The organism is Pseudomonas sp. HD57-3 (genome assembly GCF_056113135.1).
Window position 1 is genome coordinate 4,267,354 of the sequence record NZ_CM148568.1, and the last position, 24,453, is coordinate 4,291,806.

General features: G+C 60.3%; 26 protein-coding genes. 16 read left to right on the top strand and 10 right to left on the bottom strand.

The genetic code is table 11. The features are described from left to right. Window positions 1-4 precede the first annotated feature (4 nt). Window positions 5-1,378 carry a dihydrolipoyl dehydrogenase gene (lpdA, locus tag AC0R79_RS19155; protein ID WP_474731271.1) on the top strand — a complete coding sequence of 458 codons (1,374 nt, stop codon included), beginning with the start codon at window positions 5-7 and terminating at the stop codon, window positions 1,376-1,378. 236 nt (window positions 1,379-1,614) lie between these two features. Beyond that, window positions 1,615-2,634, top strand: a complete 1,020-nt coding sequence (locus AC0R79_RS19160; protein WP_011334831.1) for a branched-chain amino acid aminotransferase — start codon at window positions 1,615-1,617, stop codon at window positions 2,632-2,634. A gap of 52 nt (window positions 2,635-2,686) precedes the next feature. Here the strand turns inward: AC0R79_RS19160 and AC0R79_RS19165 are convergent, their stop codons facing one another. Then, window positions 2,687-3,526 (bottom strand): TIGR03915 family putative DNA repair protein, encoded by an 840-nt coding sequence (locus tag AC0R79_RS19165; RefSeq protein WP_474731274.1) that lies wholly within the window; start codon window positions 3,524-3,526, stop codon window positions 2,687-2,689. Further along, entirely contained in the window at window positions 3,523-4,743 is a 1,221-nt protein-coding gene (locus tag AC0R79_RS19170) for a putative DNA modification/repair radical SAM protein (RefSeq protein ID WP_085602681.1), read from the bottom strand. Before AC0R79_RS19170 ends, AC0R79_RS19165 begins: the two co-directional genes overlap by 4 nt. Before the next feature lie 262 nt (window positions 4,744-5,005). Here AC0R79_RS19170 and AC0R79_RS19175 point away from each other — a divergent pair, with 262 nt between their 5' ends. Continuing rightward, window positions 5,006-5,749: an SDR family NAD(P)-dependent oxidoreductase gene (locus AC0R79_RS19175; protein WP_375747400.1), complete on the top strand. Its 744-nt coding sequence runs from the start codon at window positions 5,006-5,008 to the stop codon at window positions 5,747-5,749. On the opposite strand, the gene AC0R79_RS19180 is transcribed toward AC0R79_RS19175, so the two are convergent. Beyond that, window positions 5,746-6,507, bottom strand: a complete 762-nt coding sequence (locus AC0R79_RS19180) for an ArsR/SmtB family transcription factor (RefSeq protein WP_474731276.1) — start codon at window positions 6,505-6,507, stop codon at window positions 5,746-5,748. The genes AC0R79_RS19175 and AC0R79_RS19180 overlap by 4 nt on opposite strands. A gap of 79 nt (window positions 6,508-6,586) precedes the next feature. On the opposite strand from AC0R79_RS19180, the gene AC0R79_RS19185 reads away from it, so the two are divergent. Further along, window positions 6,587-7,687, top strand: a complete 1,101-nt coding sequence (locus AC0R79_RS19185) for a cytochrome P450 (protein WP_474731278.1) — start codon at window positions 6,587-6,589, stop codon at window positions 7,685-7,687. 19 nt (window positions 7,688-7,706) lie between these two features. Here the strand turns inward: AC0R79_RS19185 and AC0R79_RS19190 are convergent, their stop codons facing one another. Beyond that, window positions 7,707-8,021 carry a helix-turn-helix domain-containing protein gene (locus AC0R79_RS19190; protein WP_273900919.1) on the bottom strand — a complete coding sequence of 105 codons (315 nt, stop codon included), beginning with the start codon at window positions 8,019-8,021 and terminating at the stop codon, window positions 7,707-7,709. Window positions 8,022-8,534: 513 nt separating this feature from the next. Between AC0R79_RS19190 and AC0R79_RS19195 the strand changes: the two genes are divergently transcribed. The 5 genes from AC0R79_RS19195 to AC0R79_RS19215 all read left to right on the top strand — a co-directional run bounded on the left by AC0R79_RS19195 (window position 8,535) and on the right by AC0R79_RS19215 (window position 11,221). Continuing rightward, window positions 8,535-8,906 carry a DUF6124 family protein gene (locus tag AC0R79_RS19195; RefSeq protein WP_474731281.1) on the top strand — a complete coding sequence of 124 codons (372 nt, stop codon included), beginning with the start codon at window positions 8,535-8,537 and terminating at the stop codon, window positions 8,904-8,906. 9 nt (window positions 8,907-8,915) lie between these two features. Next, a complete protein-coding gene (locus AC0R79_RS19200) occupies window positions 8,916-9,197 on the top strand; it encodes a hypothetical protein (protein WP_474731283.1) in 282 nt (93 codons plus the stop codon). Window positions 9,198-9,406: 209 nt separating this feature from the next. Beyond that, window positions 9,407-10,630 (top strand): colicin E3/pyocin S6 family cytotoxin, encoded by a 1,224-nt coding sequence (locus AC0R79_RS19205; protein WP_474731285.1) that lies wholly within the window; start codon window positions 9,407-9,409, stop codon window positions 10,628-10,630. 15 nt (window positions 10,631-10,645) lie between these two features. Then, on the top strand, window positions 10,646-10,885 hold the full coding sequence (locus tag AC0R79_RS19210) for a pyocin S6 family toxin immunity protein (protein WP_474731287.1): 240 nt from the start codon (window positions 10,646-10,648) through the stop codon (window positions 10,883-10,885). Window positions 10,886-10,912: 27 nt separating this feature from the next. Further along, window positions 10,913-11,221 (top strand): hypothetical protein, encoded by a 309-nt coding sequence (locus AC0R79_RS19215; RefSeq protein WP_474731289.1) that lies wholly within the window; start codon window positions 10,913-10,915, stop codon window positions 11,219-11,221. 72 nt (window positions 11,222-11,293) lie between these two features. On the opposite strand, the gene AC0R79_RS19220 is transcribed toward AC0R79_RS19215, so the two are convergent. Then, window positions 11,294-11,632: an FKBP-type peptidyl-prolyl cis-trans isomerase gene (locus AC0R79_RS19220; protein WP_007952931.1), complete on the bottom strand. Its 339-nt coding sequence runs from the start codon at window positions 11,630-11,632 to the stop codon at window positions 11,294-11,296. A gap of 160 nt (window positions 11,633-11,792) precedes the next feature. On the opposite strand from AC0R79_RS19220, the gene AC0R79_RS19225 reads away from it, so the two are divergent. Then, complete coding sequence (locus tag AC0R79_RS19225) at window positions 11,793-12,869, top strand: diguanylate cyclase domain-containing protein (RefSeq protein WP_474731291.1); 1,077 nt, start codon at window positions 11,793-11,795, stop codon at window positions 12,867-12,869. 8 nt (window positions 12,870-12,877) lie between these two features. Here the strand turns inward: AC0R79_RS19225 and AC0R79_RS19230 are convergent, their stop codons facing one another. Further along, window positions 12,878-13,186 carry an RcnB family protein gene (locus AC0R79_RS19230; protein WP_007952935.1) on the bottom strand — a complete coding sequence of 103 codons (309 nt, stop codon included), beginning with the start codon at window positions 13,184-13,186 and terminating at the stop codon, window positions 12,878-12,880. Window positions 13,187-13,392: 206 nt separating this feature from the next. Here AC0R79_RS19230 and AC0R79_RS19235 point away from each other — a divergent pair, with 206 nt between their 5' ends. From AC0R79_RS19235 to AC0R79_RS19255, 5 genes are all read left to right on the top strand, one after another. Beyond that, window positions 13,393-13,989 carry a LemA family protein gene (locus tag AC0R79_RS19235; protein WP_039767265.1) on the top strand — a complete coding sequence of 199 codons (597 nt, stop codon included), beginning with the start codon at window positions 13,393-13,395 and terminating at the stop codon, window positions 13,987-13,989. Between the two features lie 24 nt (window positions 13,990-14,013). Next, on the top strand, window positions 14,014-15,060 hold the full coding sequence (locus tag AC0R79_RS19240) for a M48 family metallopeptidase (RefSeq protein ID WP_474731294.1): 1,047 nt from the start codon (window positions 14,014-14,016) through the stop codon (window positions 15,058-15,060). Between the two features lie 28 nt (window positions 15,061-15,088). Beyond that, window positions 15,089-16,150, top strand: a complete 1,062-nt coding sequence (locus AC0R79_RS19245; protein ID WP_474731296.1) for a M48 family metallopeptidase — start codon at window positions 15,089-15,091, stop codon at window positions 16,148-16,150. Between the two features lie 143 nt (window positions 16,151-16,293). Beyond that, the gene (gene tcuC, locus AC0R79_RS19250; protein WP_085746043.1) at window positions 16,294-17,586 is read left to right on the top strand and encodes an MFS transporter; all 1,293 of its coding nucleotides are present in this window, start codon (window positions 16,294-16,296) and stop codon (window positions 17,584-17,586) included. Window positions 17,587-17,596: 10 nt separating this feature from the next. After that, on the top strand, window positions 17,597-18,367 hold the full coding sequence (locus AC0R79_RS19255; RefSeq protein WP_221533738.1) for a substrate-binding domain-containing protein: 771 nt from the start codon (window positions 17,597-17,599) through the stop codon (window positions 18,365-18,367). Here AC0R79_RS19255 and AC0R79_RS19260 read toward each other — a convergent pair. Next, the gene (locus AC0R79_RS19260; protein ID WP_007952946.1) at window positions 18,357-19,271 is read right to left on the bottom strand and encodes a LysR family transcriptional regulator; all 915 of its coding nucleotides are present in this window, start codon (window positions 19,269-19,271) and stop codon (window positions 18,357-18,359) included. The two genes, AC0R79_RS19255 and AC0R79_RS19260, sit on opposite strands and share 11 nt — an antisense overlap. A 164-nt stretch (window positions 19,272-19,435) precedes the next feature. Between AC0R79_RS19260 and AC0R79_RS19265 the strand changes: the two genes are divergently transcribed. Beyond that, window positions 19,436-21,244: a monovalent cation:proton antiporter-2 (CPA2) family protein gene (locus AC0R79_RS19265; protein WP_127798609.1), complete on the top strand. Its 1,809-nt coding sequence runs from the start codon at window positions 19,436-19,438 to the stop codon at window positions 21,242-21,244. 154 nt (window positions 21,245-21,398) lie between these two features. Here AC0R79_RS19265 and hcnC read toward each other — a convergent pair whose 3' ends face one another. From hcnC to hcnA, 3 genes are read right to left on the bottom strand one after another with little or no spacing between them, the layout of a single operon-like run. Next, the gene (gene hcnC, locus AC0R79_RS19270) at window positions 21,399-22,658 is read right to left on the bottom strand and encodes a cyanide-forming glycine dehydrogenase subunit HcnC (RefSeq protein WP_474731300.1); all 1,260 of its coding nucleotides are present in this window, start codon (window positions 22,656-22,658) and stop codon (window positions 21,399-21,401) included. Next, on the bottom strand, window positions 22,651-24,060 hold the full coding sequence (hcnB, locus tag AC0R79_RS19275) for a cyanide-forming glycine dehydrogenase subunit HcnB (protein WP_474731302.1): 1,410 nt from the start codon (window positions 24,058-24,060) through the stop codon (window positions 22,651-22,653). Before hcnB ends, hcnC begins: the two co-directional genes overlap by 8 nt. Next, a complete protein-coding gene (hcnA, locus tag AC0R79_RS19280; RefSeq protein ID WP_207983171.1) occupies window positions 24,057-24,371 on the bottom strand; it encodes a (2Fe-2S)-binding protein in 315 nt (104 codons plus the stop codon). The genes hcnB and hcnA overlap by 4 nt, the downstream gene beginning before the upstream one ends. Window positions 24,372-24,453: the final 82 nt, after the last annotated feature.

Below are 24,453 nucleotides of genomic sequence, written 5' to 3' on the forward strand. Positions count from 1 at the left end.
TGGCATGCAATCTCTGAACACCACGCTGCTGATCATCGGCGGCGGCCCCGGCGGTTACGTGACGGCCATTCGCGCCGGGCAACTGGGCATTTCGACCATTCTGGTCGAGGGCGAATCGCTGGGCGGCACCTGCCTGAACATCGGCTGCATTCCGTCGAAAGCGCTGATTCATGTGGCCGAACAGTTTCACCAGACTCAACACCACAACCAGCATTCGGCACTGGGCATCAGCGTTTCGGCGCCGACCCTCGACATCACCAAGAGCGTCGAATGGAAGGACGGCATCGTTGATCGCCTGACCACCGGCGTCGCCGCATTGCTGAAGAAGCACAAGGTTCAGGTCATCAATGGCTGGGCCAAGGTCATCGACGGCAAGACCGTAGAAGTCGGCGACACCCGCATCCAGTGCGAACACCTGGTGCTGGCCACCGGTTCGAAAAGCGTGAATCTGCCGATCCTGCCGATTGGCGGGCCGATCATTTCGTCCACCGAAGCGCTGGCGCCGAAGTCGGTTCCGAAACGTCTGATCGTGGTCGGCGGTGGTTACATCGGTCTGGAGCTGGGCATAGCCTATCGCAAGCTCGGTGCCGAGGTCAGCGTGGTCGAGGCGCAGGATCGGATCCTGCCGGCCTACGACGCCGAACTGACCCAACCGGTGCACGATGCGCTGAAGCAACTGGGCGTGAAGCTGTACCTGAAGCACAGCGTATTGGGCTTCGACGGCACGTTGCAGGTGCGCGATCCAAACGGCGACACCCTGAATCTGGAAACCGATCAGGTGCTGGTGGCCGTTGGTCGCAAACCCAATACCCAGGGCTGGAACCTCGAAGCGCTGAACCTGGACATGAATGGCTCGGCAATCAAGATCGACAGCCGCTGCCAGACCAGCATGCGCAACGTCTACGCCATCGGCGACCTGAGCGGCGAACCGATGCTGGCCCACCGCGCCATGGCTCAGGGCGAAATGGTTGCCGAGCTGATCAGCGGCAAGACCCGCGAATTCAACCCCACCGCCATCGCTGCCGTGTGCTTCACCGACCCGGAACTGGTGGTCGTCGGCAAGACCCCGGACGAGGCCAAGGCGGCGGGACTTGACTGCATCGTGTCGAACTTCCCGTTCGCGGCCAATGGCCGGGCGATGACGCTGGAATCGAAAACCGGCTTCGTGCGGGTAGTCGCTCGTCGGGACAATCATGTGATTGTCGGCTGGCAGGCGGTGGGTGTCGGGGTGTCTGAGCTGTCGACTGCGTTCGCGCAAAGCCTGGAAATGGGTGCGCGACTGGAAGACATCGGCGGCACCATCCATGCGCATCCGACCCTGGGTGAAGCGATGCAGGAAGCGGCGTTGCGTGCCCTTGGGCACGCGTTGCACCTGTAACGCTCGGTCGCAGATCGTTCCCACGCTCCGCGTGGGAATGCCTCCACGGACGCTCCGCGTTCGGCTGTTGGGACGCAGAGCGTCCCGGACTGCATTCCCACGCAGAGCGTGGGAACGATCAAAGGCAGAGATTTCGGGCTGCGAAACCGCTCAAGAATGAAGTATTGTTGTGCCCATCCAAAAAAACGTCAGAAGCCTTGAACCGCTTCGGCGGTTGTTCAGTGATAGAGGGTGTCATGGGTAACGAAAGCATCAACTGGGACAAGCTGGGTTTTGACTACATCAAGACCGACAAACGCTATCTGTCGTACTTTCGCAATGGCGAGTGGGACAAAGGCACCCTGACCGAAGACAACGTGCTGCACATCAGCGAAGGCTCCACTGCCCTTCACTATGGCCAGCAATGCTTCGAAGGCCTGAAGGCCTATCGTTGCAAGGACGGCTCGATCAACCTGTTCCGTCCGGACCAGAACGCCGCGCGCATGCAGCGCAGCTGCGCCCGCCTGCTGATGCCGCATGTGTCCACCGAGCAGTTCATCGAAGCGTGCAAGGAAGTGGTTCGCGCCAACGAGCGCTTCATCCCGCCTTACGGCACCGGCGGCGCGCTGTACCTGCGTCCGTTCGTGATCGGCGTGGGTGACAACATCGGCGTGCGTACCGCACCTGAGTTCATCTTCTCGGTGTTCGCGATCCCGGTCGGCGCCTACTTCAAGGGCGGCCTGACCCCGCACAACTTCCAGATTTCCACCTTCGACCGCGCCGCGCCACAAGGCACCGGTGCAGCCAAGGTCGGTGGCAACTACGCCGCCAGCCTGATGCCGGGCTCCCAGGCCAAGAAAGCGCACTTCGCTGACGCCATCTACCTGGATCCGCTGACCCACAAGAAGATCGAGGAAGTCGGTTCGGCCAACTTCTTCGGGATCACCCACGACAACAAGTTCGTGACCCCGAACTCGCCATCGGTACTGCCGGGCATCACCCGTCTGTCGCTGATCGAACTGGCCAAGTCCCGTCTGGGTCTGGAAGTGGTCGAAGGCGACGTGTTCATCGACAAGCTGTCGGACTTCAAGGAGGCCGGTGCTTGCGGTACTGCGGCGGTGATCACCCCGATCGGCGGCATCAGCTACAACGACCACCTGCACGTGTTCCACAGTGAAACCGAAGTCGGCCCTGTGACCCAGAAGCTCTACAAAGAGCTGACCGGCGTGCAGACCGGCGACGTCGAAGCGCCAGCCGGCTGGATCGTCAAGGTTTGATCTGACGGCCAGATGCACAAAAGCCCCCATCGAGTGATCGGTGGGGGCTTTTTTATTCGCCTCGCTCGCTGGCCTTCATGGCTATCCGCTTGCCCGCGCGACCGGCAATCCCGCTCGCCTGTCCGTTCTGCTGCTTGCCCATTCGTGCCTGGGTGATCAATCCGGGAATCAACTCCCCCTCCGGCAGGTTCTTCCAGAACCGCGTCGGCAAATGCCCTTGCATGACTTTCTCGTTCAGCCGCGCCGGGTTGAAGATGTGGCTGTAGTACGTCAGCCATAAGTCACCGTGGGGATCATCGATGTTCTGCGCCAGTTGCTGCCATTCCACCGGGCACTCGCGTTGATGGATCAGTTGTTCGCCATCGTAATAAACCCCGTCGCGGGGCGTGGCGATCAGCCAACGATGCCGCCCCATGCGTCCGATGAAGTGTTCGCTGGCGCTGTGCAGAATGTCATGGGCCGGTTCGTGCCACGCGACGTATTGCGGGCCCGGCAGTTCTGGCGGGCGCTCGATGAAACGCACGAACGCATGCAGATGATGGGCTTCACGCTGCACCTGCTTGATCCGTCGCTGCAGCTCGCTGCCCAGTTTGTCGCCGGCCATCATTGCCGTGCGATCACCGTGGCTGACTCGCCACAGCACTTCATACAGCAGGCTCCAGCGTTGATCGCCACGGTATCGCGACGCTTGTTCCAGGGTGTCGAGCAACGCACGTGGGATGCGCGCCTGAAACGGCCCCTGCCCTTCGGGGACCGACACGTCACTGGCAAACAGATCACTCACCCCTTCCGACGCCCAGCTCACCAGACTCGGATCGATTTCATGGCTAAGCAGCCAGCGCGCCTGTTGGCGCCACGTGTCGAACAGGTCGTGGCAGTCGAGGTTGATCATCCCCATAGCCCCATCTGCTGGGGCATCGGCCGGTCGCGCAACTGCTGATAGAGCATCTGGCTGGTGACCTCGGCCTGCTGTGGGTGGTAATCGCTGGTGATGATGAACGGCTTGGCCTTGGCCAGCACACAGCGCATGCGGGCCACGTCTTCGTAGCGAATGCGCCGCTGCCGACGCAGCTCCACCAAACGTTCGGTGGTGCGCAGGCCGATGCCGGGGATACGTGAGATCAGCGCCGGTTCAGCGCGATTGAGGTCCAGCGGAAACACCTCACGATTCTGCAGCGCCCAGGCCAGTTTCGGGTCGATGTCCAGCGCCAGATTGCCCGGCCCCGTGAGCAACTCACCAGCGGTATAGCCATAACCGCGCAACAGAAAATCCGCCTGATACAAGCGGTGCTCGCGCATCAGCGGTGGCGCGGCCAGCGGCACGCTTTTCGGGCTGTCGGGAATCGGACTGAAGGCCGAGTAATAGACCCGGCGCAGTCGGAAGTTGCCGTAGAGCGCCTGCGCGCTGTGCAGGATGGTGCTGTCGTCGGTGTCATCGGCACCGACGATCATCTGCGTGCTCTGCCCGGCCGGGGCGAACTTCGGTGCGCGAGGTTCATTGAGTACGGTCTGCACACCGGTGTAGATGGTGTTCATCGCCTGCTTGATCGAACCGATGTGCTTCTCCGGCGCCAGGGTTTGCAGGCTGGCATCGGTGGGCAATTCGATGTTGACGCTCAAACGATCGGCATAACGTCCGGCCTCTTCGATCAGCGCAGGATCCGCATCGGGAATGGTCTTGAGGTGAATGTAGCCACGGAATTCATGCTCTTCGCGTAACAGCTTCGCGACACGCACCAGTTGCTCCATGGTGTAGTCCGCCGAACGGATGATCCCCGAACTGAGGAACAACCCGCTGACGCAATTGCGCCGGTAGAAATCCAGCGTCAGCGTCACCACTTCCTCGGGCGTGAAACGCGCACGCGGCACGTCGCTGGAGCGGCGGTTGACGCAGTATTGGCAGTCGTAGAGGCAGAAATTGGTCAGCAGGACCTTGAGCAGTGACACGCAACGGCCGTCCGGCGTGTAGCTGTGGCAAATGCCCATGCCATCGGTCGATCCCAGCCCGCTTTTGCCCTCGGAGCTGCGCTTGGGCGCGCCGCTGCTGGCGCAGGAGGCGTCGTACTTGGCGGCGTCGGCGAGGATGCTGAGCTTGTCGATGATTTGCATGGCACGGACTCGATACTGTTCGCATATACAGTATAGAGAGCGATTGGCTCATACAAGGTGCAATGCAGCTCTTCGTCGGAATGTCGAGCAGATGCAGTTAGGTCAATTTGACTCAGAAGCAGTCAGATTGACTCGATTCCACAAGCGTCATAATGACTATCAACCCCGCGTAGCCCTTGATATCAAAGGCTGTCCGGCATGGCCCGAAAATTGACTGACTCCCCGTAGCCATCTGGCTGAAGTCCAAAAACGGGAGTCGAACATGGATCATGTTTTTCAGGGCAAGCTTGCCGTCATCACCGGTGCCAGTTCGGGCATAGGCCTGGCTGCTACCGAACGCCTGCTGGATCAAGGCGCGCGCGTATTGGCCATGTCGCGAAAACTCGGCGCACTGGCCGAACTGTTTGAGCGGTATCCGCAGCAACTGGTCTGGCAACCCGGCGATGTCACTCAACCCTCCGACCTTGCCGCTTTGGCCGATCAAGCTGCGCACCTCGGCCCGGTAAGTTTCGTGGTGCCCAACGCCGGCATTGCGGAACTGGCCGACGGGCTCGACAGTTCGGCGTTCGATCGCCAATGGGCGGTGAACGGCGCCGGTGCCCTGAACACCTTGGCCGTCCTGCGCCCGCACCTTGCAGACAGCGCTTCGGTGGTGTTCATCGGTACTTTTCTGGCCCAAATCAGTTTCGCGGGACTGGCCGCCTACATCGCATCAAAAGCGGCATTGATCGCCCATGCCCGAACCCTTGCGGTCGAGCTGGCACCCCATGGCGTGCGCATCAATTGCGTCTCCCCCGGCCCGACCGCAACGCCGATCTGGTCGACATTGGGCCTGAGTGACGAAGCGCTCGGGGACGTCGCCCAAGGCGTCAACAAACGTCTTTTGAGCGGGCAGTTTCTCGAACCTGCGGCAGTGGCCGACGTCATTCTTTTCCAGCTGGGCAATGGCGCACGCGGCGTCATCGGTCAGGATTGGGTGGTCGATAGCGGATACACCCTGAGCTAACGCGCATGCAGCGCTCCGGGCGCGGAATCCGTCAGCTGGCGACCTGACGAATCCCGTCCGGACTCGGGCAAAACCAGCCCCCAGCGCGATGACAATTCTCGGCGCCCTTGCACCGTCAACGTCAGCGCCCGACTGTCCAGATCCTGCGTTACCCATTTGCGCTTCAACGCGGTCTGTAAAAAAGCGGCCCCGAGCGAACCGCCCAAGTGCGGACGACGCATGCTCCAGTCCAGACACGGGCAGGCAAAGCGGCGGCGCATCGTCGACAGATCCTTGACCTCAATGCCCAGCCCTTCAAAAAACGCCTCGCCGCTGTCACTGAGGCGATAAACCTGCTCGTCGGTTTCCACCAGCCAACCGCTCTCCAGCAGGCGGTCATGCAGCAACACCGCGAGCGTCCCGGCCATATGGTCGTAGCAGGTGCGGGCGAATTGCAGGCGATCCGGCGTGTGCGGCTTGAAGGTCGGCGCGGGGTTCTGGCCGATCACCATCAACGCTTCGAGCGCCTGAGCCACGCGTTTGTCGGCGAGGCTGTAATAACGGTGGCGGCCCTGCACATGCAGGCGCACCAGCGCTAAATCCTTGAGCTTGGCCAGGTGCGCGCTGGCGGTCGAGGCGCTGACGTCGGCGAGGGTTGCAAGCTCTGTGGCGGTGCGGGCGTGGCCGTCCATCAGCGAGCACAGCATTTTGGTCCGTGCCGGCTCCGCGATGGCGGCGGCCACTTGCGAGACGCCGATGTCTTGATGTTCTGCGTGCATATTTCGCTCCCGGACGAATCATCGCCCTCAAGGACTGGAGATAGTAGCAACACTTTCCCCACCGACAAGGTTGCGATCCATGGACCCGATCATCGCTGCGACTCACGCCGATCCCTATCCCTACTACGCCGAACTGCGCGCGACGGGCGGGCTGACCTTTCATCACGGATTGAAACTGTGGGTGGCCAGCAGCGCCCGGGCGGTTTGCGCGGTGCTGGCGCATCCGGATTGCCGGGTGCGTCCGGTTCAGGAGCCTGTGCCCAAAGCCATCGCCGATGGCATGGCGGGCAAGGTGTTTGGCCTTTTGATGCGTATGAATGACGGCGAAGCTCAGCGCTGCCCGCGTTCGGCCATCGAGCCGTCGTTGGGGCTGTTTGATCGGGAGCAAGTCAGCGCTCTGGTGTCCGCGCGGTTGATCACCAATGATGCCGACGGCCTCTATAAAGCCATGTTTCGCGGCCCGGTGTGCGTGGTTGCATCGCTGCTCGGATTCACCCCGGCGCAGGCCCGCGTAATCAGTGAACTGACGGCGGATTTCGCGGCGTGCCTGTCGCCGCTGAGCAATGACCTGCAACTGGCGGCGGCCCATCGGGCGGCTGAGCAATTGCGCGGATACTTCATCGAATTGCTGGCGGATCCGAATCTGTTTCTCGCCGACATCCGCCAGCGTTTTGTCGGCGATGAGGACGTGCTGCTTGCCAACCTGATTGGCCTCTGTTCGCAGACGTTCGAGGCCACCGCCGGGTTGATTGGCAATGCGCTGGTGGCGTTGCAGCGTCAGCCTGAGTTACGCACGGCGCCAGTGGATTCGTTGCTGGCTGAAGTCCAGCGCTTCGATCCATCGGTACAGAACACCCGTCGATTTGTGGCGAACAGCTGTGAAATCGACGGCGTGCGGCTGGAAGCAGGCAACGTGATTCTGGTGTTGCTCGCCTCGGCTAATCGCGACCCGGCTCTAAATGAAAACCCGGATCGCTTTATGCCGGATCGCCCGAAACGCCGCAGCTTCACGTTCGGCAGCGGTCGGCATCAATGTCCCGGTCAGATGCTGGCAATGACGATCGCCAGCGCCACGCTCACCGAAATCGTCGCCCGCGACATTGATCCGAGACGATTCGCATGGCACTACCGGCCTTCGTTGAATGGGAGAATTCCGATGTTCAGCGAGATGCAGACTTAAGCACTGCAGCAATCAATCATCAGGTGGCCCATTCCAGGGACCCAGGCAACTGGAAACAGAGGTCTACTTCCAGCTTTGCAGCGGCCGACAGGTTGACCAGCGCATCCAGCGAGAACTTGTCGATTTTGCCGTTGAGTACGTCGTTGAGACGCGGCTGAGTGATGCCGAGACGCTTGGCCGCCTCTTTCTGGGGAAGCTCCCACGCACGAATCGTTTCGCAAAGCGTGCGCATCAGCTTGGCCCGCAGACGCATGTTGGCTGCTTCCTGCGGCGTGTCTTCCAGCGCATCCCAGATGCTTGAGAAACGCTGGGGTGGGTTTTGATGATCCTTCATGGTTTCACCTGTTCCTGGCATTTGAACGTGCCACGCAGGCTATATCTAAACCGATATAAATCAAGCTCGAAGTGGCTTATTAAATATTCGGTATCACAAAGAGGATGTTCACAAGCAAGCACGCTTCACAGGCCGGCGGCGACCTCTTATGTGAGCCATAACGCCTGACAAATGAAGCATCATTTTGCCCCCATCCGAGAGGCTACATCGCCTTGCGCCTTTGCCTACAACTACGCCAGAATCCGCCGGCTTGTGCAGTTTGGAGCCTGCCCGTAACTTGATTCGCATCACTGAATGGTCAGTGAACGGGTTTAGTCGCTCGGACGGTTTTAAGTTGCATGCAGTCCATTTAGTCAGGTGTTCATTTGCCTGTGCTCAATGGTAGCTGTGCGCAGGGCGTCTTCGGGCGCGCCGGGAATGCTTAGAACCACCGGTCGACTAACCTGCGCATAGCTGCCACCTAATTGTTTAGTCGCAATGACGGTGTAAGCCTCAATTAAAGGTTCTAGGCAAATGTTCAAATACGTTCCCGATCCACCCGAAACTGACGTACCCAACGAGTCCGACCCGACTTCGCCCTACTCCTCCACCGATTCAAAAAAACTCCACGAAGCCGCCGAGCGCGCCCTCGACCATTACCTGAAACCCACCGCCCCGAAACAACACTGCCCCGGCCGCATGTTCCTCGTCGCCCCCGACCTGGATCAACATGCCCTGCTGGCCCACGCCTGCGAATCGATGACTTCGGCCAGCGTGATGCTCAGCGACTTCGCCGCACTGCTGGACCCGCCCTACCGCAGCACCGTGCTGGGCATCGCCCAAGTGGTGATGTGTGGCGAACTTGCGGTAAACCGGGCGCTGGACACTCTCGATGCCACGACCTGAGGAACACTTATGGAAAGCAAATCCGATGCACACATCGTCGCCGCCCTGATCTCCATCGGCCTCAACGAGAAAGACAGCCAATGGGCCCAAAAAGCCTGTCTGCTACTGCTCGAGAGCGAACGGAAATCCATCGTCAGCGCCGCACTCACCGCCCTCACCCAACTCGCGCGTGACAATGGTGAACTGGACCGCAATCGCCTGCTGCCGGCACTCACCAGCGTAAAACGCAGATTTCCAAGCCTGACCGGCACGGTTGCCGCGACGCTGGATGAGATGGCGATGGCTGCGTAACAACTGGGGCACAAGGCAAGAAAAAACCCGCAGCCTCCGTTGAGGGAGGCAGCGGGTTTTGTGTTTACAACTCATAAGAAATCGCTCCACGGATCTTGCCGAGAGCGTCATTTTGTAACAACCGCTTGAGCTTCAGAACCGTCCTACATCTTTCAAATGCTCATTCAGATAGCGTTCCCAACGCTTTAAAAGTTGGAACAAGGACGCTCATGGCTCGAAAATCAGATATTCCCCGAATACAAAATCCCCCCTCAGGCGACGGGCACCACATCACTACCCGCTACATGACTGCTACCGAACTGGCAGAGCAGAACGCCAGACAAAAAAAGTACGACGAGATGCAGGCCAGGCAACAAGCCTACGAAGATCGCTTTCTTCGGCAGTCTCAACAACCGAATCAACACAGCGCCCTAGGGTGTGTATTTACCAAGAGCTGCAACCTCCCCGACGGCGTCATCAACCATGAAAGCCCCGCAGGGTTTATCCCGGTCGAACGACTGGCTGACTTTGGAGCATTCACCTTGCTCGGTGGCCGCGAATTAGACGCGGCGGGAAATATCACCCTCAAAAGAATAGGTGGTGCCAAGTTACCGTCTGCTATAGGCACGCTTCTCTTGGGAGGCTCGGCTTCTATTGGCACCAGCACAAGCGCCATATCCAGTGTGGGCGCAATCACGGGCGGTGTTGCCGCAGGTGCTTTGGCGGGCATGGTTGCACTTTTGTGGCCATCCAATCTTGGTGACAGTTCACTCTATACCGAAGAACAACTCAGATCGCTGAAGGAAGGCCGAACACGTATTCGACTACAGGTAGAGCAACAGCCCGATGGCAGTCTCAAAGGGTACGGGTACAACACTCAAAAGCGCCCTGACTGGGAAATGGTTCCGGTTGTGCAGTTCACCGCCCAAGGCTCTCGCCAAGTGGCTGACTTTGGCAATGGCGTCACGTTGACCTGGACGCCTGCCGTCGATTCATCCAGCACCTCGGGTATCCCACCGCTGGAAGGTGCCCCGCAAACACCGGCAATCTGGATTTATCCGCCGACTGAGCAAGCAGACAAAATCATCGTCAACCCGATCTATCCGCCAGAGTACGAGGATTTCATCCTTGTGTTTCCGGCTGACTCCGGGGTGCAGCCTCTGTATGTTGTGCTCTCCAGGCCAGCACTGGGCGGTGATATCAAATACCACAGGCCCCCACGCACACTGCCCGCATTCCCGGATACCCAACCAGTCAAATCAAAAAGCAGCGTTCAGGGTGGAGGAGGCAAGCGAAGCCGCTGGAAGGACCGGAAGGGGCGAATATATGAATGGGATAGCAAGACTGGCGCTATTGAGCTTTACAACAAACAAGGCAAACACCTTGGTGAATTCAACCACGAAACCGGTGAACAAATAGATCCCGCAGATCCCGAGAGATCTACCCCGAAGTAATACAGGAGGCTTTTAATGTTTTTATGGATAAGTGGCTTTTTGAAAGGTGATGAAGAGGACGACTCTTTGAAGTTTGAACTGACGGTGAAGCCTGAGGCAGAAGCTGCGGTTTTAGCGTTGCTGGGTTGGGAAAGCCTGGAAGAAAGCGAGGCCGGAGAATGGTTATTGAATGACTGTCAGGTCCGGCAAATTGCGTCAGTCCTTAATGAACACCTACCAACTGAACTAGATCTTTTTATCGGGGTTCGGGAATAGTTGAGTCTTTTCTATCAAGAACCAACAGTGAACCACGATGAAGCAGTGAGGATTCTTAAAAGCGGCGTGGAAAGGAATGTTGTCGCTGGATTGATTTCTATTGGCTTGAACGAATCAGACAGAATCTGGGCTCAGCAAACCTGCCTGAAGTATTTCGCCAGCAGCAATGAGTCGGTTGTCGCATCTGCCATTACCGCTTTGGGCCACATTGCTCAAAGGCACGGCAAACTGGACAAAGACATTGCCTTCGCGGCCCTGGAAGAAGCAAAGACAAGATTCCCCTCGCTGGAAGGCGTGATCGCAGACACGCTTGACGACATTGAGGCATTTACCTGATTCATCGGGCCCTTGCATGCAGGACGTTGTGATCAGGAACGCCCCTCATCACAACGTACTCCCCCACGAGCTTCAATCCTCCCGCGTCAAAACCTCCAGCAACTCAATCTCGAACACGAGATTCGAATTCGGCGGAATCTTGCCCATCGTCCGTTCGCCGTAACCCAGATGCGCCGGCACCAGCAGCTTGCGCTTGCCGCCCACCTGCATGCCCATGATCCCCTGATCCCAACCCTTGATCACACGGCCCGTGCCGATCACACACTGAAACGGCTTGCCCCGGCTCCAGGACGAATCGAATTCGGTGCCGTCTTCCAGCCAACCGGTGTATTGGGTGGTGATCAACGCGCCTTTGACGGCGGCTTTTCCGTCACCGGGCTGAAGATCGATTATCTGCAGTTCATCATTCATAACATTCGCTCTATTGTTCCGCTGGCCGCCGTTTTCCCAGAAATGCCGGCCATTGGCAACCGTTTGACCCAAGGTTGCCGCTGTTTCCGGCGTTGGCCGTGAATTAAGATAGCGACACGCCATCACTCCCGGATCGATACGCCATGACAGCGACGCTTGAATGACTCAACTCTGGATCAGCTTCGCCATTGTCGTTGTGCTGATGGTCGTGATCGCCGTTCTGATCCGCCGAGTGCGCGAGCTTCGTCAGCAACTCGCCGAGTATCGCGAACTGCTCACCCGCGCTGCCGAGGGCCAGAACATCCGTCAGGATGGCGATGCCGACCGTTTCAAGCGCAGCCAGTATTTCGCCCGGATCGGCACCTGGGACTGGGAGGTCGACACCGATCGGCTCTACTGGTCGGACGCGATCTTCGGCATGTTCGGGTTCAAGATCGGCGAAGTGACACCCTCCTACGCACTGTTCTGCTCCTGCGTACACCCCGACGACCGCGCCCGGGTGCGCGCCGGGGAATTGCGTTGCCTGGAGACCGGTGAAAACCATGATGAGGAATACCGCGTGGTCTGGCCCGATGGCACGATCCGCTGGCTGCGGGAAACCGGCAATGTGGTGCGCAACGATCACGACGCGGTGATCAAGATGATGGGCGTGGTGCGCGACATCACCGAAGAAAAGGCCTCGGCCAGCTACCTCCAGCACCTCGCTCATTTCGACCCGTTGACTGGCCTACCCAATCGGCTGGTGCTGGAACTACGGCTATCGGAAGCACTGGAACATGCGCGCGCGACTGAAACGCGTGTGGCATTGGTGTTTATCGATCTCAACGGTTTCAAATCGATCAACGACCGCTACGGTCACGCCGCCGGCGACCGCGTTCTGATCACCACCGCTACGCGCCTGAAACGCATCCTGCGGGTCAGCGACACCGTCGCACGTATCGGCGGCGACGAATTCGTAGTCATCCTGCAAGGCCTCGCCCCCGGCCTGAACCTGCAGGACGAAGCGCGCAGCATCTGCCAGAAAATCTTCATCGAACTGTCCCCGCCGATCCCCATCGGCAACGAACAACGCCACATCGGTACCAGCCTCGGCGTCGCCGTGTTCCCCGACCACGCACCGACCATGGATCGGTTGCTGCACATTGCGGATCTGGCGATGTATGAGGCCAAGCGCAGCGGGAACAATCAGTATCGGTTGGGTGGCGGGCAGACGCTGAGTCATGGTCGGGCTGATTGAGCCCGACGCTATTTCTCCACCGGCTGAATCGCCACAATCGTCCCGTTGGTAATCATCACCATCACGTACTTGTCATTGATCTGCACCCATTGCGCCTGCGGTTCCGGTTGCTTGAGGCCTTTCTGTTTCCAGTTGGTCAGGGCTTTTTCGCTGCGCTGATAAATGTCCGGAGCGCGGTCGTTGACTTGGAGTTCGCGTCCGTCGACGGGGGAATGTTCGACGGTAGAGGTCGAGGTTTGCGCCGCTTGAACGAGTGGGCTGATCCCGGCGATGCCGGCGACGAGGGCCAGGCTGGCAATTAGGGTCTTGTTGTTCATCGGTGAACCTCCTGAAATGTGTGATACCTGAACTCCGACTGCGGGGCTCTGGAATCATTCCTTGTTTTTTGATGATGCTGAACCGGAGATTGTAGCCGTGCCCCGAAACGCGATCCGGGCTCGCCCGCCACCGGGCGAATACAGTCAACGGCATCCATTTGCGATAAGATCGCGCGCCCCCCCACAGAGTGAACAAGGACATCACCGTGAAAATCTATCTCATCGTCAATCTGGTGTTGCTGGCGCTTCTGGGGCTCTACGCTGTCAGTCTCTTCAACAAACTTGTTGCCCGGCGCAACGAGATCAAGAACGCATTTGCCCAGGTCGAAGTGCAGCTCAAACGCCGCTATGACCTGATCCCCAATCTGGTCAGCATCGCCAAGGGTTATCTGGCCCATGAGCGCGAAACCCTTGAAGCGGTGATCGCCGCGCGCAATGCCGCCGTGGCCGGACTCGAAGCTGCACAGGCGAAACCGGGCAGCGCCCAGAACATCGCGCAATTGGGGCTGGCGGACAGCGCACTCAGCAGCGCGGTGGGTCGATTGAACCTGACGCTGGAGGCTTATCCGGAACTCAAGGCCTCGCAGAACATGCAACAACTGAGCGAAGAGCTGAGCAGCACCGAAAACAAGGTGAGCTTCGCGCGGCAGGCGTTCAACGACGCGGTGATGGCCTACAACACGCTCAAGCAGAGCTTTCCAGCGGTGCTGCTGGCGGCCAGTTTTGGCCATCGCGAGGATGCGGTTCCGTTGAAGTTTGCCGATACGCTGGCCATCAAGACCGCGCCCAACGTTTCTTTCTGACTTCTTCTCTCCATGGATGGCTCGATGAACTTTTTCGAACGACAAACCCAGGCCCGAAACCAGACGCAACGGCTGGTGTGCATGATGATTCTGGCGATTGTCATGCTGATCGGGATGACCAGCCTGCCCTTCGTCTTCAATGGTTTTGAGGATTACCTGAGCGGCACTGGCACGCTGGCGGACGCGTTTCTGGCAATGGCCGTTATCGCATCGTTCATCAGCAGCATCGTGGTGATTGGCGGTCTGCTGAAATACCGGCAACTGCGCGCGGGCGGCAAAGTCGTCGCGGAGAAACTGGGTGGCCGCCTGCTCAATGGCAATGTGCGAACCCTGGACGAGCAGCGGTTGATGAACGTCGTCGAAGAAATGGCGATTGCCTCCGGCACCTGCCTGCCGGCGGTGTATCTGTTGCCCGACGAAAGCATCAACGCCTTCGCGGCCGGATTTACACCGGAGGACGCGGCCATTGGTGTGACCCGGGGCGCAGTGACGCTGCTGACCCGGGAAGAACTGCAAGGGGTGATCGCCCACGAATTCAGCCACATCTTCAACGGTGACATGCGCCTCAACACGCAATTGGTGGCAGTGGTGCACGGCCTGTTGGTGTTGGGGCTGGCTGGCACTTACATACTGGCCAGCCTGCTCAAGCGCGACAAACGCGACGCGCGGTTGATGCTGGTGGTTTTTGCGCTCGGTTTCGCACTGTGCGTGGCCGGATTTATCGGAAATCTCTATGGGAATTTGATCAAGGCGGCTGTCAGTCGCCAGCGTGAATTCCTCGCCGATGCGAGCGCGGTGCAATACACGCGCAATCCGCAAAGCATTGTCGGCGCCCTGAAAAAAATCGGCGCCCATAAACAAGGCTCCATCATCAACTCCCCACGTGCCGCCGAGTTCAGTCATCTGTTTTTCAGCACGGGCGGATCAGGTTGGCTGAGCCGGATGTTTGCGACCCACCCTGATCTGAGCGTGCGGATTCGTCGGATCGATCCGCAGTGGGATGGGAGTTTTACGACGGCTGCCGCAGCGGGCAAACCGGTGCCAGATCAGATGGCGGCAACCGCGGATTGATTCAGCCTCCACGTCCACGGATGGTCAGATGAATTTCTTTGAACAACAGTGCCGGGCCAAACGTCGCTCGGTGCAGCTCGTGATCTTGATGTTTCTCGCCGTACTCGGCTTGATTCTCGTGTCCTTCATGCTCCTGATTCTGCCGATCTCGTACGGCAAAACGCTCGAGGATCTGGCGGAAAACTGGCAGTTTTTCGCGATCATTGCAGCGCTGGTAACGGCTGTTGTGTTGCTCGGCGGGCTGGTCAAATACGTCGAACTGACAGGGGGCGGAAAAGTGGTCGCGCGCCGTTTGGGTGGTCGTCTGATCAACCATGACGCGCGGACTCTGGAAGAGCGCCGCCTGGTCAACGTGGTGGAGGAAATGGCCTTGGCCTCTGGCACCGCCGTTCCTTGCGTGTACCTGTTGCCGGATCAGGGCATCAATGCATTTGCCGCCGGTTTCACCCCTCAGGATGCAGTGATCGGCGTCACTCAAGGTGCGATAAGCCTGTTGTCACGCGATGAACTGCAAGGCGTGATCGCCCACGAATTCAGCCATATCTATAACGGCGACATGCGCCTGAACACTCAACTGGTCGCGATCGTTCACGGGATCATGGTGATCGGGTTGGCGGGAAACCATCTCTTGCGCGGTCTTGAGGACACACCACACTCATCTGCCAATCGTAAGCAGCCGACCATTCTGGTCAGCATGTTTGGCACTGCGCTGTGCATTGTCGGATTCTCCGGGACGTTCTTCGGCAACCTGATCAAGGCTGCAGTCAACCGGCAACGCGAATTCCTGGCCGATGCGACCGCCGTGCAATACACCCGCAACCCCGACAGTATCGTCGGAGCACTGAAGAAAATCGGCGGGTACAAAATGGGCTCGACCCTCAAGGCCGCCCGCGCCGCCGAGTTCAGTCACCTGTTTTTCGGCCCTGGCGCTACAAGCTCTCATCTACTCTCGGGTCATCCGGATCTGCGTGAACGCATTCGCAGGATAGACCCTGACTGGGACGGGATTTTTGTGAGCATCGCCGCACCAGCGCAAGACTCGATGGTAGCCAGAACCGTGCGGGCAGCGCCGACCAAGGAGCTGCCATAGCACGCCATTGATCCGCTTGACACATCAATCCATGCCAACAATGCAATTAACAAATCGATCCCTGCGCGCCACTATCCGCCCCAATAAGAACCGTGCGCCGCCTCCCCGTCGCGCACGTCATAAAAGCGGTGGAGTACTTTTCTATGACAGCCTCAATCCCACACGGCGGCTCGCGGGCCGGCGCCATTTTCCGGGTGACCTCGGGTAACTTCCTCGAACAGTTCGACTTCTTTCTGTTCGGTTTCTACGCCACGCAGATCGCGGCGGTGTTCTTTCCGGCGAGCAGTGAGTTCGCGTCCCTGATGATGACTTTTGCGGTGTTCGGCGCAGGATTTTTGATGCGTCCGCTGGGGGCTATCGTGCTCGGCGCTTACATCGATGACGTCGGTCGTCGCAAAGGTTTGATCGTCACCCTGTCGATCATGGCCAGCGGCACGATCTTGATTGTGCTGGTGCCCGGATACGAAACCATTGGCCTGTTCGCCCCGGCGTTGGTGTTGATCGGGCGGCTGCTGCAAGGCTTCTCCGCCGGTGCCGAATTGGGCGGGGTTTCGGTGTATCTCTCGGAGATCGCCACACCCGGTCGCAAAGGCTTTTTCACCGCCTGGCAGTCGGCCAGTCAGCAGGTGGCCATCGTAGTCGCCGCCGCGCTCGGTTACGGCTTGAACCAATGGATGGCGCCGGAAGCGGTCGCCGATTGGGGCTGGCGTATTCCGTTTTTCGTCGGTTGCATGATCGTGCCGTTCATCTTCTTTCTGCGGCGCAATCTCGCGGAAACCGAAGAGTTTGCTGCCCGCAAACACCGTCCGAGCATGAAGGAAGTGTTCCGCACCCTCGGCCAGAACTGGGGTGTGGTGCTGGGCGGGATGTTGATGGTTGCCCTGACCACCACCGCGTTTTACCTGATCACCGTGTACGCACCGACCTTCGGCAAAACCGTGCTGCACCTGAGCACCTCGGATGCGTTGCTGGTGACGTTGCTGGTGGGCGTTTCCAACTTCTTCTGGCTGCCGATTGGCGGTGCATTGTCCGATCGCGTCGGCCGCCGTCCGGTGTTGATCGCCATGGCGCTGCTGGCGCTGGCCACCACTTATCCGGCGCTGTCGTATCTGGTGCAGGCGCCGAGCTTCAGCCACATGCTGCTGTCGCTGTTGTGGCTGTCGTTTATCTACGGCCTGTACAACGGCGCAATGATTCCGGCGCTGACCGAAATCATGCCGGTGGAAGTGCGGGTGGCCGGTTTCTCCCTGGCTTACAGCCTCGCCACTGCCGTGTTCGGCGGATTCACTCCAGCGATGTCGACCTTCCTGATCCAGTACACCGGCGACAAAGCCGCACCGGGTTACTGGATGAGCATCGGCGCGCTCTGCGCATTGTGCGCGACGCTTTATCTGTATCGCCGGGCCGGCGGTCGTCTGCAACCTGTTACTGCCTGAGAACATCACCATGAAAAAACTGTTTACCGTTACCGCCCTGCTCGCCGGTCTTGCGTTCAACGTTGCGGCCCAGGCCGAAGAACTGCGGGTCATGACCTCCGGCGGCTTCACCGCCGCCTACAAGATCCTCGGGCCGAAATTCGCCGCCGCCACCGGCAACACGCTGGACACCCAACTCGGCCCGTCGATGGGCAAGGCGCCGGAGGCAATCCCCAATCGCCTCGCCCGTGGTGAAAAGGCCGACGTGGTGATCATGGTCGGCTATGCCCTCGACGACTTGATCAAACAAGGCAAGGTCGACCCGGCTTCGCGAGTTGAGCTGGCGGATTCGCGGATCGGCCTGGTGGTGCGCGAAGGCGCGCCGAAACCGGACGTCAGCAACGTCGATGCCCTGAAGAAAACCCTGCTCGACGCCCAATCGGTTGCCTACTCCGACAGCGCCAGCGGCGTGTACATCGAGCAGCAGTTGTTCAAGAAACTCGGCATTGAAGATCAGCTGAAACCCAAGGCGAAGATGATCCCGAAAATCCCGGTGGGCTCGGTGGTTGCCACTGGCGACTATCAACTGGGCTTCCAGCAGGTCAGCGAATTGCTGCCGGTGCCGGGGGTGAGTTTTGTGGCGAAAATTCCGGAATCGGTGCAGTCGGTGACCCGGTTTGCAGCAGGGATTCCGGTGGGTGCGCAGCACCCGCAGGAAGCCAAGGCGCTGCTCGCTTATCTCGCCGCCCCCGCTGCCCAGGCTGACGTGCAGGCCACCGGGCTGGACTCGGTCAAGCGCTGACCGTCGGCGGCTGGACTTTCATTTCCACCACCAGCCGCTCCAGCTCCAGTGCCGCCGGGGTCAGCGTACGACCCCGGCGTTTGATGATGCCGACGCTGCGCATCACTTGCGGATCGGTCAGCGGCACCCGCGTCAGAATCGGATGATCCGCCGCCGGCATCGCCATCAATGGCACCGCCGCCACGCCCAACCCCGCTTCCACCAAGCCGATCATTGTCGTCACATGCCGCGTCTCGCAGATGCTCGGGCGCTGCGGCACCACTTTGGCCAGGGCCTGATCCAGCAGAAACCGGTTGCCCGAGGTCTTGTCGAGCGAGATGTAATCCTGCCGGTAGAACTCGTCCCAGGTCACGCTGCTGCGCCCGGCCAGCGGATGATCGCGGCGACACGCGACCACGTAACTCTCCTGCACCAGCGGCTCGAAATCCACGCCCGCCTCCTGTGTGCCCATGAAACTCAGACCGAAATCAGCCTCGCCATTGACCACCGCGCTCAGCACGTCGTGGGCGCTGGAATCGAGGACTTTGACTTTGATTCGCGGGAACTGCTGGTGATAACGGGCGACTACGCTCGGCATGAAGTAATACGCCGCCGACGGTACGCAAGCGACGGTTACGTGGCCCTGCCGATTCGAGGCGACTTCACTGATGCCGAGCAACGCCACGTCCAGATCGTCCAGCAAACGCTCGACGCTGGGCATGAAACCGCGTCCGGCCTGAGTCAAGCTGACCTTGCGCGTGGTGCGTTCGAACAGCTTCACGCCGAGGGCGTCTTCGAGCTTTTCGATGCGCCGGCTCAGGGCCGGTTGCGACAGGCGCACGGTGTCGGCGGCCTTGCGGAAACTGCCCTGCTCGACCACGGCGCGAAAGGCTTGCAGGTCGTTGAGGTCGAAGTTGATGGCCATGGAGGACTCGGGAGGAATTGATTCGCTGAGGCTATAAATGTAACCAATTGATGCAAATTCTTACAGAAGCACATCTGCTCAAGCAGGCTGTGCGGTAGATCTGCAATCATTTCAGCCTTTATCCTTGTCGCCCCCCGCCGTACCGCGTTACTGGAGTTCCGCTCATGCCCCATGAAGGCAATCTGTTGCAAGCCGCCGTCGTCTTTCTTCTGGCCGCCGTGCTTACCGTTCCCCTGGCCAAGCGCCTGCAACTGGGCGCGGTGCTCGGTTATCTGTTTGCCGGGGTCATCATCGGCCCGTCGGTGCTGGGCCTGATCGGCAATCCGCAAAGTGTCAGCCACATTTCGGAACTGGGCGTGGTGTTGTTGCTGTTCATCATCGGCCTTGAACTGTCGCCGCGACGCTTGTGGGTGATGCGCAAATCGGTGTTCGGCGTGGGTCTGGCGCAGGTGCTGCTGACCGGTTCGGTGATTGGCGTGCTGGCGTTGTCGGTGTTCGGCCAGCCGCTGAACAGCGCGATCGTGCTTGGGCTTGGCCTGGCGCTGTCATCCACCGCGTTCGGCCTGCAAAGCCTGGCAGAACGCAAGGAACTGACCAGCCCCCATGGTCGCTTGGCGTTTGCCATTCTGCTGTTCCAGGACATCGCGGCGATCCCGTTGATCGCGCTGGTGCCGATGCTCGCGGGCGTCGATCACCACACCAGCACGGCCGACGATATTCGTCACAGTTTGCAGGTGCTCGGCAGTATCGCCGTGGTGGTGATCGGCGGGCGTTATCTGTTGCGTCCGGTGTTCCGCGTAGTGGCGAAAACCGGTCTGCCGGAAGTCTCCACCGCCACTGCTTTGCTGGTGGTAATCGGCACCGCGTGGCTGATGGATATGGTCGGCGTTTCAATGGCGCTGGGCGCATTTCTCGCCGGCCTGCTGCTGGCGGATTCGGAATATCGCCATGAGCTGGAAGCGCAGATCGAGCCGTTCAAGGGTTTGCTGCTGGGGTTATTTTTCATCAGCGTCGGCATGGGCGCCAACCTCAGCCTGCTGCTCAGCGCGCCGATCACGGTGCTGGGGCTGACGCTGTTGTTGATCGCCCTGAAGTTGCCGTTGCTGTTTGTGGTCGGGCGTCTGGCCGGTGGATTGAACAAGGTCAGCGCAATTCGCCTCGGCATCGTGCTGGCGGCGGGCGGTGAATTTGCTTTCGTGGTGTTCAAGATCGGTCGCGATCAGGGCCTGTTCGAGCCGCGTCTGTATGACTTGCTGGTGCTGACCATCACCCTGTCGATGGCCGTGACCCCGTTGTTGCTGTTGATCTGCGCACGGTTGGTCAGCCCGAAGGTGCAGCCAGTGGAAGTGCCGGAGAAATTCCGCCAAATCGAAACCGAAACTCCACGGGTGGTGATCGCCGGCATGGGCCGGATGGGCCAGATCGTGGCGCGGATCCTGCGGGCGCAGAACATCAAGTTCGTGGCGCTGGACACCTCGGTGGAAACCATCGAACTGTCGCGCAGTTTTGGTGGCGTGCCGGTGTTCTACGGTGACCCGATGCGCCCGGAAATCCTCAGCGCAGCCAAGGTCGGTGAAGCAGAGTACTTCGTGATTGCCACGGACGATCCGGAGACCAACATCAAGACCGCCGAGATCGTGCGCAAGCTCTACCCGCACATGAAGATCATCGCCCGGGCGCGTAACCGGCAGCATGTTCATCGGTTGGTGGATGTGGGGGCTGATCCGATCCGGGAGACCTATTACTCAAGTCTGGAAATGAGCCGCCGCACGCTGGTTGGCCTCGGTCTGACCCAGGCCCAGGCCGATGCGCGGATCAAGCGCTTCAAGCACCATGACGAACAGGTGCTCGAGGCTCAACACGCGGTGTACGACGACGCGGCCAAAGTGCTGCAGACCGCTCAGGAAGCCCGGGCGGAACTGGCCCGGTTGTTCGAGTCGGATCAACTGGAAGAGCAATCGGGCAAGTCCTGAGTTCCCGCACACTGCGCGCGCCCGACCGCCTGACCCTGATCGTTCCCACGCTCTGCGTGGGAATGCAGCCCGGGACGCTCCGCGTCCCTTCCAGAGCTGGAACGCGGAGCGTCCCTTGAGGCATTCCCACGCGGAGCGTGGGAACGATCACAAGTCAGGCCATCTCCAGCGCCCGCTCTTCCTGCACGGGCGCCACTTCAAACCGGTCCGCCAGAAACGGCGTGATGTCCAGCGGCAACGGTTCATCGTTGACCAGTTTGTCCAGCAACACTCCGGTAATCGCCGACGTCAGCACGCCGGTGCGGAAATGCCCGCAGGCGTTGAGATACCCCTCCACCCCGGCCATCGGCCCGAGAATCGGCAGCTCATCCGGCGAGCCCGGCCGCAGCCCGGCCCAGGTGCGCTTGAGGTTGATGTCCTCCAGTTCCGGCAGACAACGCACCGCGCCCTGCACCAGCCCGGCGATTTCCGGCCAGGTGGTGGTGACGTCGAAGCCCTTGTCCTCGGTGGTGCTGCCGATCAGGATCTCGCCGTTGTCCTTCTGTGCCATGTAGCAATCGCTGGTGGTCAGGCAACCGTTGAGGATTTTCGGCAAACGTTCGGTCAGCAGGATCTGGCCTTTCACCGGTTTCACCGGAATGCGGATGCCCGTGGCCCACTCGCTCAAGTCCGCTGCCCAGGCGCCAGCGGCGTTGATCAGGGTCTTGCAGTGAAACACCCCGGCTTCGGCCGTTTGCACGCCAGTCACCCGCGTGCCGTGATGCAGCACTCCGGTGATGTTGGTGTTGACGTACATGTCCACGCCATTCTGCCGGGCGCCTTCGGTGTAGGCGTCGGCCAGGCGGAACGGGCTGACCTGATGGTCGCAGAGAAACTCCAGCGCGCCGCGCGCTTCATGGCTGACGCTCGGCTCGGACTCGCGCAATGCAGCCCGATCCAGCCAGCGCACCTGATCGGCCAGATGCGGGATACAGCCGACGATGTGCTCGGCGTACAACCGGTCTTCATCGTCATAAATGACGAATTTGAGCCCGGTCTTTTCGAACTTGAAATCCATCCCGTGGTTGTCGCGCAGTTCGCGGTGCAACGCCGGGTACAGCGCGTTGGACTGCAAGGCAAAATCGAAGAACGACGGCGGCAGGATGTGCGGCGTGCTGGAGTCCACCGCCACCGCCGCGCCCTGGGTTTCGCGCTTGCGATTGGCCGACATCATGCGGAAGAAAATCACCCCGCAACCGAGGCCCACCGACTCGCCAATCGCCCATAGACCACCGGCCGAGGCGCGGGTCGCGTTGCCCGGGCGCTTGGCGTCGATCAACGCGACCTTGAGCCCTTTGCGCTTGGACAGTTGATAGGCGATGGACGCGCCGATCACACCGCCGCCGGCGATGACCACGTCATAGAACTTACTCATGGGGAACGGCCTCCGTGCCGAGGGATTGGAACGCGGAAAAAGGAATCGGATCGATCGGGAAACGAGGCCGCAGCCAGCCGACGTCCTTGCGCCCGGTAGCCTGTCGCAAACGGTCGCTGCAATAGCCGACGCACATCCGCCCCTGACAGTCGCCCATGCTTACGCGAGTGCGCATTTTCAGGCTGGCGATGTCTTGCACGCCCTGCTCCAGCGCGCGATCGATGTCGGCGCGGGTCGCGTGTTCGCAGCGGCAGATCACCGTATCGGCCGCCGGCAATGCGGTTTGCCCGACGCCACGTTCGGTGTAGCGATCGACCGCTGCGCGGAAACGTACGATGGCTTTCAGTTTGCCCAGATAACGGTCGCGACGGACTCGCGCCAGCTCCTCCTCGAGCACACCGCGTTGCAGCAGGATCGAAGTGGCGGCGATCTTGCCGGCCAGCATCGCCGCTTCACCGCCACGAATCCCGCCCATGTCACCGGCCAGATGCACGTGGGGCTCGCTGCTTTGCTGCCAGATGTTGGCGTTGGCGCGCAGGTAACCGTCGTCGCTGAAGCCGTGATCCAGGCCCATCTGCTGACTCAGTTGCGTGCGCGGAATGAAGCCGTAACCGACCGCGAGGGTCTTTGCTTCGAAGCGTTCGACGCGGCTCATGTCCGGCTCCCACGTTGCCGAGTACGGCGCCACGCTGACGCTTTTCAGTTCGCCTTCGCCGTGCGCTTCGACTACGCCCCAGCCGTAGTTCATCGGGATGCCGTGCAGTTTCAGATAGGCGAGCATGCTCAAGCCATCGAGGAACAGCTGCGGCTTGTTCAGCAGTGCCAGACTTTCCTTGGCGATCTTGCCGAATGCGCAGGCCTCGTAGACGCCGGCCACGCTCACGCCCGACGCATGCAACTGGGTCGCCACCAGCGGCAACAGCGGCCCGGTACCGGCGATCACCACCGGGCCCTGCGGTTTGACCACGCCGCTTTTGATCTGCAATTGCAGGCCGCCAAGCATGATCACGCCGGGCAACGTCCAGCCGGGAAACGGTACGCTGCGTTCGTGGCAACCGGCGGCCAGCAGCAGCTGCGGGTATTCGATTTCGTGCAGACGCTCGTCACCGTCCAGCACCACCAGCGAGCGCGTGCCTTCGGCGCCGACCACGCGGTGGTTGAGGCGCACGTCGATCAGCCCGGATTGCTCCTGAAAATCACCGTGCAGTTTGCCCAACGCCTCGGAATAGCGCGGCCCCAGATAATCCAGCTGCACACCGTCACGCAGCGGCCCGCGATAGACCACGCCACCCAAACGCGAGGCCTCTTCGAGCAAGGTGCAGCGCACCCCGTGCAGGGCCAGTTCGATGGCCGCGGCCATTCCCGCCGGGCCACCGCCGACGATCACCGGATGCAGGCTCATACCACCTCCTGCCCGTGAATACGATTGACCTGGGTTTCGATCAGCATGCCCTCGCGCACCACGGTCTGGCAGGCGCGGCGCTTGTGCCGGCCGTTGATTTTCACCAGGCAGCACTGGCACACGCCCATGCCGCAATAGGCACCGCTGACCTGGTTGTGATCGTTGCGCGCGACCTGGCGCACGCCGAGGGACTGAATGACGCTGAGCACGGTTTCGCCGATGGCGGCGGTGACCGGCTGGCCGTTGATGTGGACAGTCATATCCGCCTGCGCCAAAGGCTGGATATCGAAGGTTCTTTCTAGGCAGTGCATTGCGATGATCATCCGTGAAAAGGTTCAGGTGAGGTTGAAACAGCTCCTTGCTGCACTACACCTCGCCGGCTCGTGGGGTTTA

What these genes read in the sequence shown, in the direction of transcription:
- AC0R79_RS19240 (WP_474731294.1), top strand. Translation starts at nt 14,014, where the DNA reads ATGAACTTTTTCGAACGACAAACCCAGGCCCGAAACCAGACGCAACGG.
- AC0R79_RS19225 (WP_474731291.1), top strand. Translation starts at nt 11,793, where the DNA reads ATGACTCAACTCTGGATCAGCTTCGCCATTGTCGTTGTGCTGATGGTC.
- AC0R79_RS19200 (WP_474731283.1), top strand. Translation starts at nt 8,916, where the DNA reads ATGGAAAGCAAATCCGATGCACACATCGTCGCCGCCCTGATCTCCATC.
- AC0R79_RS19175 (WP_375747400.1), top strand. Translation starts at nt 5,006, where the DNA reads ATGGATCATGTTTTTCAGGGCAAGCTTGCCGTCATCACCGGTGCCAGT.
- AC0R79_RS19255 (WP_221533738.1), top strand. Translation starts at nt 17,597, where the DNA reads ATGAAAAAACTGTTTACCGTTACCGCCCTGCTCGCCGGTCTTGCGTTC.
- tcuC (WP_085746043.1), top strand. Translation starts at nt 16,294, where the DNA reads ATGACAGCCTCAATCCCACACGGCGGCTCGCGGGCCGGCGCCATTTTC.
- AC0R79_RS19260 (WP_007952946.1), bottom strand. Translation starts at nt 19,271, where the DNA reads ATGGCCATCAACTTCGACCTCAACGACCTGCAAGCCTTTCGCGCCGTG.
- AC0R79_RS19165 (WP_474731274.1), bottom strand. Translation starts at nt 3,526, where the DNA reads ATGATCAACCTCGACTGCCACGACCTGTTCGACACGTGGCGCCAACAG.
- AC0R79_RS19245 (WP_474731296.1), top strand. Translation starts at nt 15,089, where the DNA reads ATGAATTTCTTTGAACAACAGTGCCGGGCCAAACGTCGCTCGGTGCAG.
- AC0R79_RS19180 (WP_474731276.1), bottom strand. Translation starts at nt 6,507, where the DNA reads ATGCACGCAGAACATCAAGACATCGGCGTCTCGCAAGTGGCCGCCGCC.
- AC0R79_RS19210 (WP_474731287.1), top strand. Translation starts at nt 10,646, where the DNA reads ATGTTTTTATGGATAAGTGGCTTTTTGAAAGGTGATGAAGAGGACGAC.
- AC0R79_RS19190 (WP_273900919.1), bottom strand. Translation starts at nt 8,021, where the DNA reads ATGAAGGATCATCAAAACCCACCCCAGCGTTTCTCAAGCATCTGGGAT.
- AC0R79_RS19160 (WP_011334831.1), top strand. Translation starts at nt 1,615, where the DNA reads ATGGGTAACGAAAGCATCAACTGGGACAAGCTGGGTTTTGACTACATC.
- AC0R79_RS19185 (WP_474731278.1), top strand. Translation starts at nt 6,587, where the DNA reads ATGGACCCGATCATCGCTGCGACTCACGCCGATCCCTATCCCTACTAC.
- AC0R79_RS19220 (WP_007952931.1), bottom strand. Translation starts at nt 11,632, where the DNA reads ATGAATGATGAACTGCAGATAATCGATCTTCAGCCCGGTGACGGAAAA.
- AC0R79_RS19205 (WP_474731285.1), top strand. Translation starts at nt 9,407, where the DNA reads ATGGCTCGAAAATCAGATATTCCCCGAATACAAAATCCCCCCTCAGGC.
- hcnB (WP_474731302.1), bottom strand. Translation starts at nt 24,060, where the DNA reads ATGAGCCTGCATCCGGTGATCGTCGGCGGTGGCCCGGCGGGAATGGCC.
- lpdA (WP_474731271.1), top strand. Translation starts at nt 5, where the DNA reads ATGCAATCTCTGAACACCACGCTGCTGATCATCGGCGGCGGCCCCGGC.
- AC0R79_RS19230 (WP_007952935.1), bottom strand. Translation starts at nt 13,186, where the DNA reads ATGAACAACAAGACCCTAATTGCCAGCCTGGCCCTCGTCGCCGGCATC.
- hcnC (WP_474731300.1), bottom strand. Translation starts at nt 22,658, where the DNA reads ATGAGTAAGTTCTATGACGTGGTCATCGCCGGCGGCGGTGTGATCGGC.
- AC0R79_RS19170 (WP_085602681.1), bottom strand. Translation starts at nt 4,743, where the DNA reads ATGCAAATCATCGACAAGCTCAGCATCCTCGCCGACGCCGCCAAGTAC.
- AC0R79_RS19195 (WP_474731281.1), top strand. Translation starts at nt 8,535, where the DNA reads ATGTTCAAATACGTTCCCGATCCACCCGAAACTGACGTACCCAACGAG.
- AC0R79_RS19265 (WP_127798609.1), top strand. Translation starts at nt 19,436, where the DNA reads ATGCCCCATGAAGGCAATCTGTTGCAAGCCGCCGTCGTCTTTCTTCTG.
- hcnA (WP_207983171.1), bottom strand. Translation starts at nt 24,371, where the DNA reads ATGCACTGCCTAGAAAGAACCTTCGATATCCAGCCTTTGGCGCAGGCG.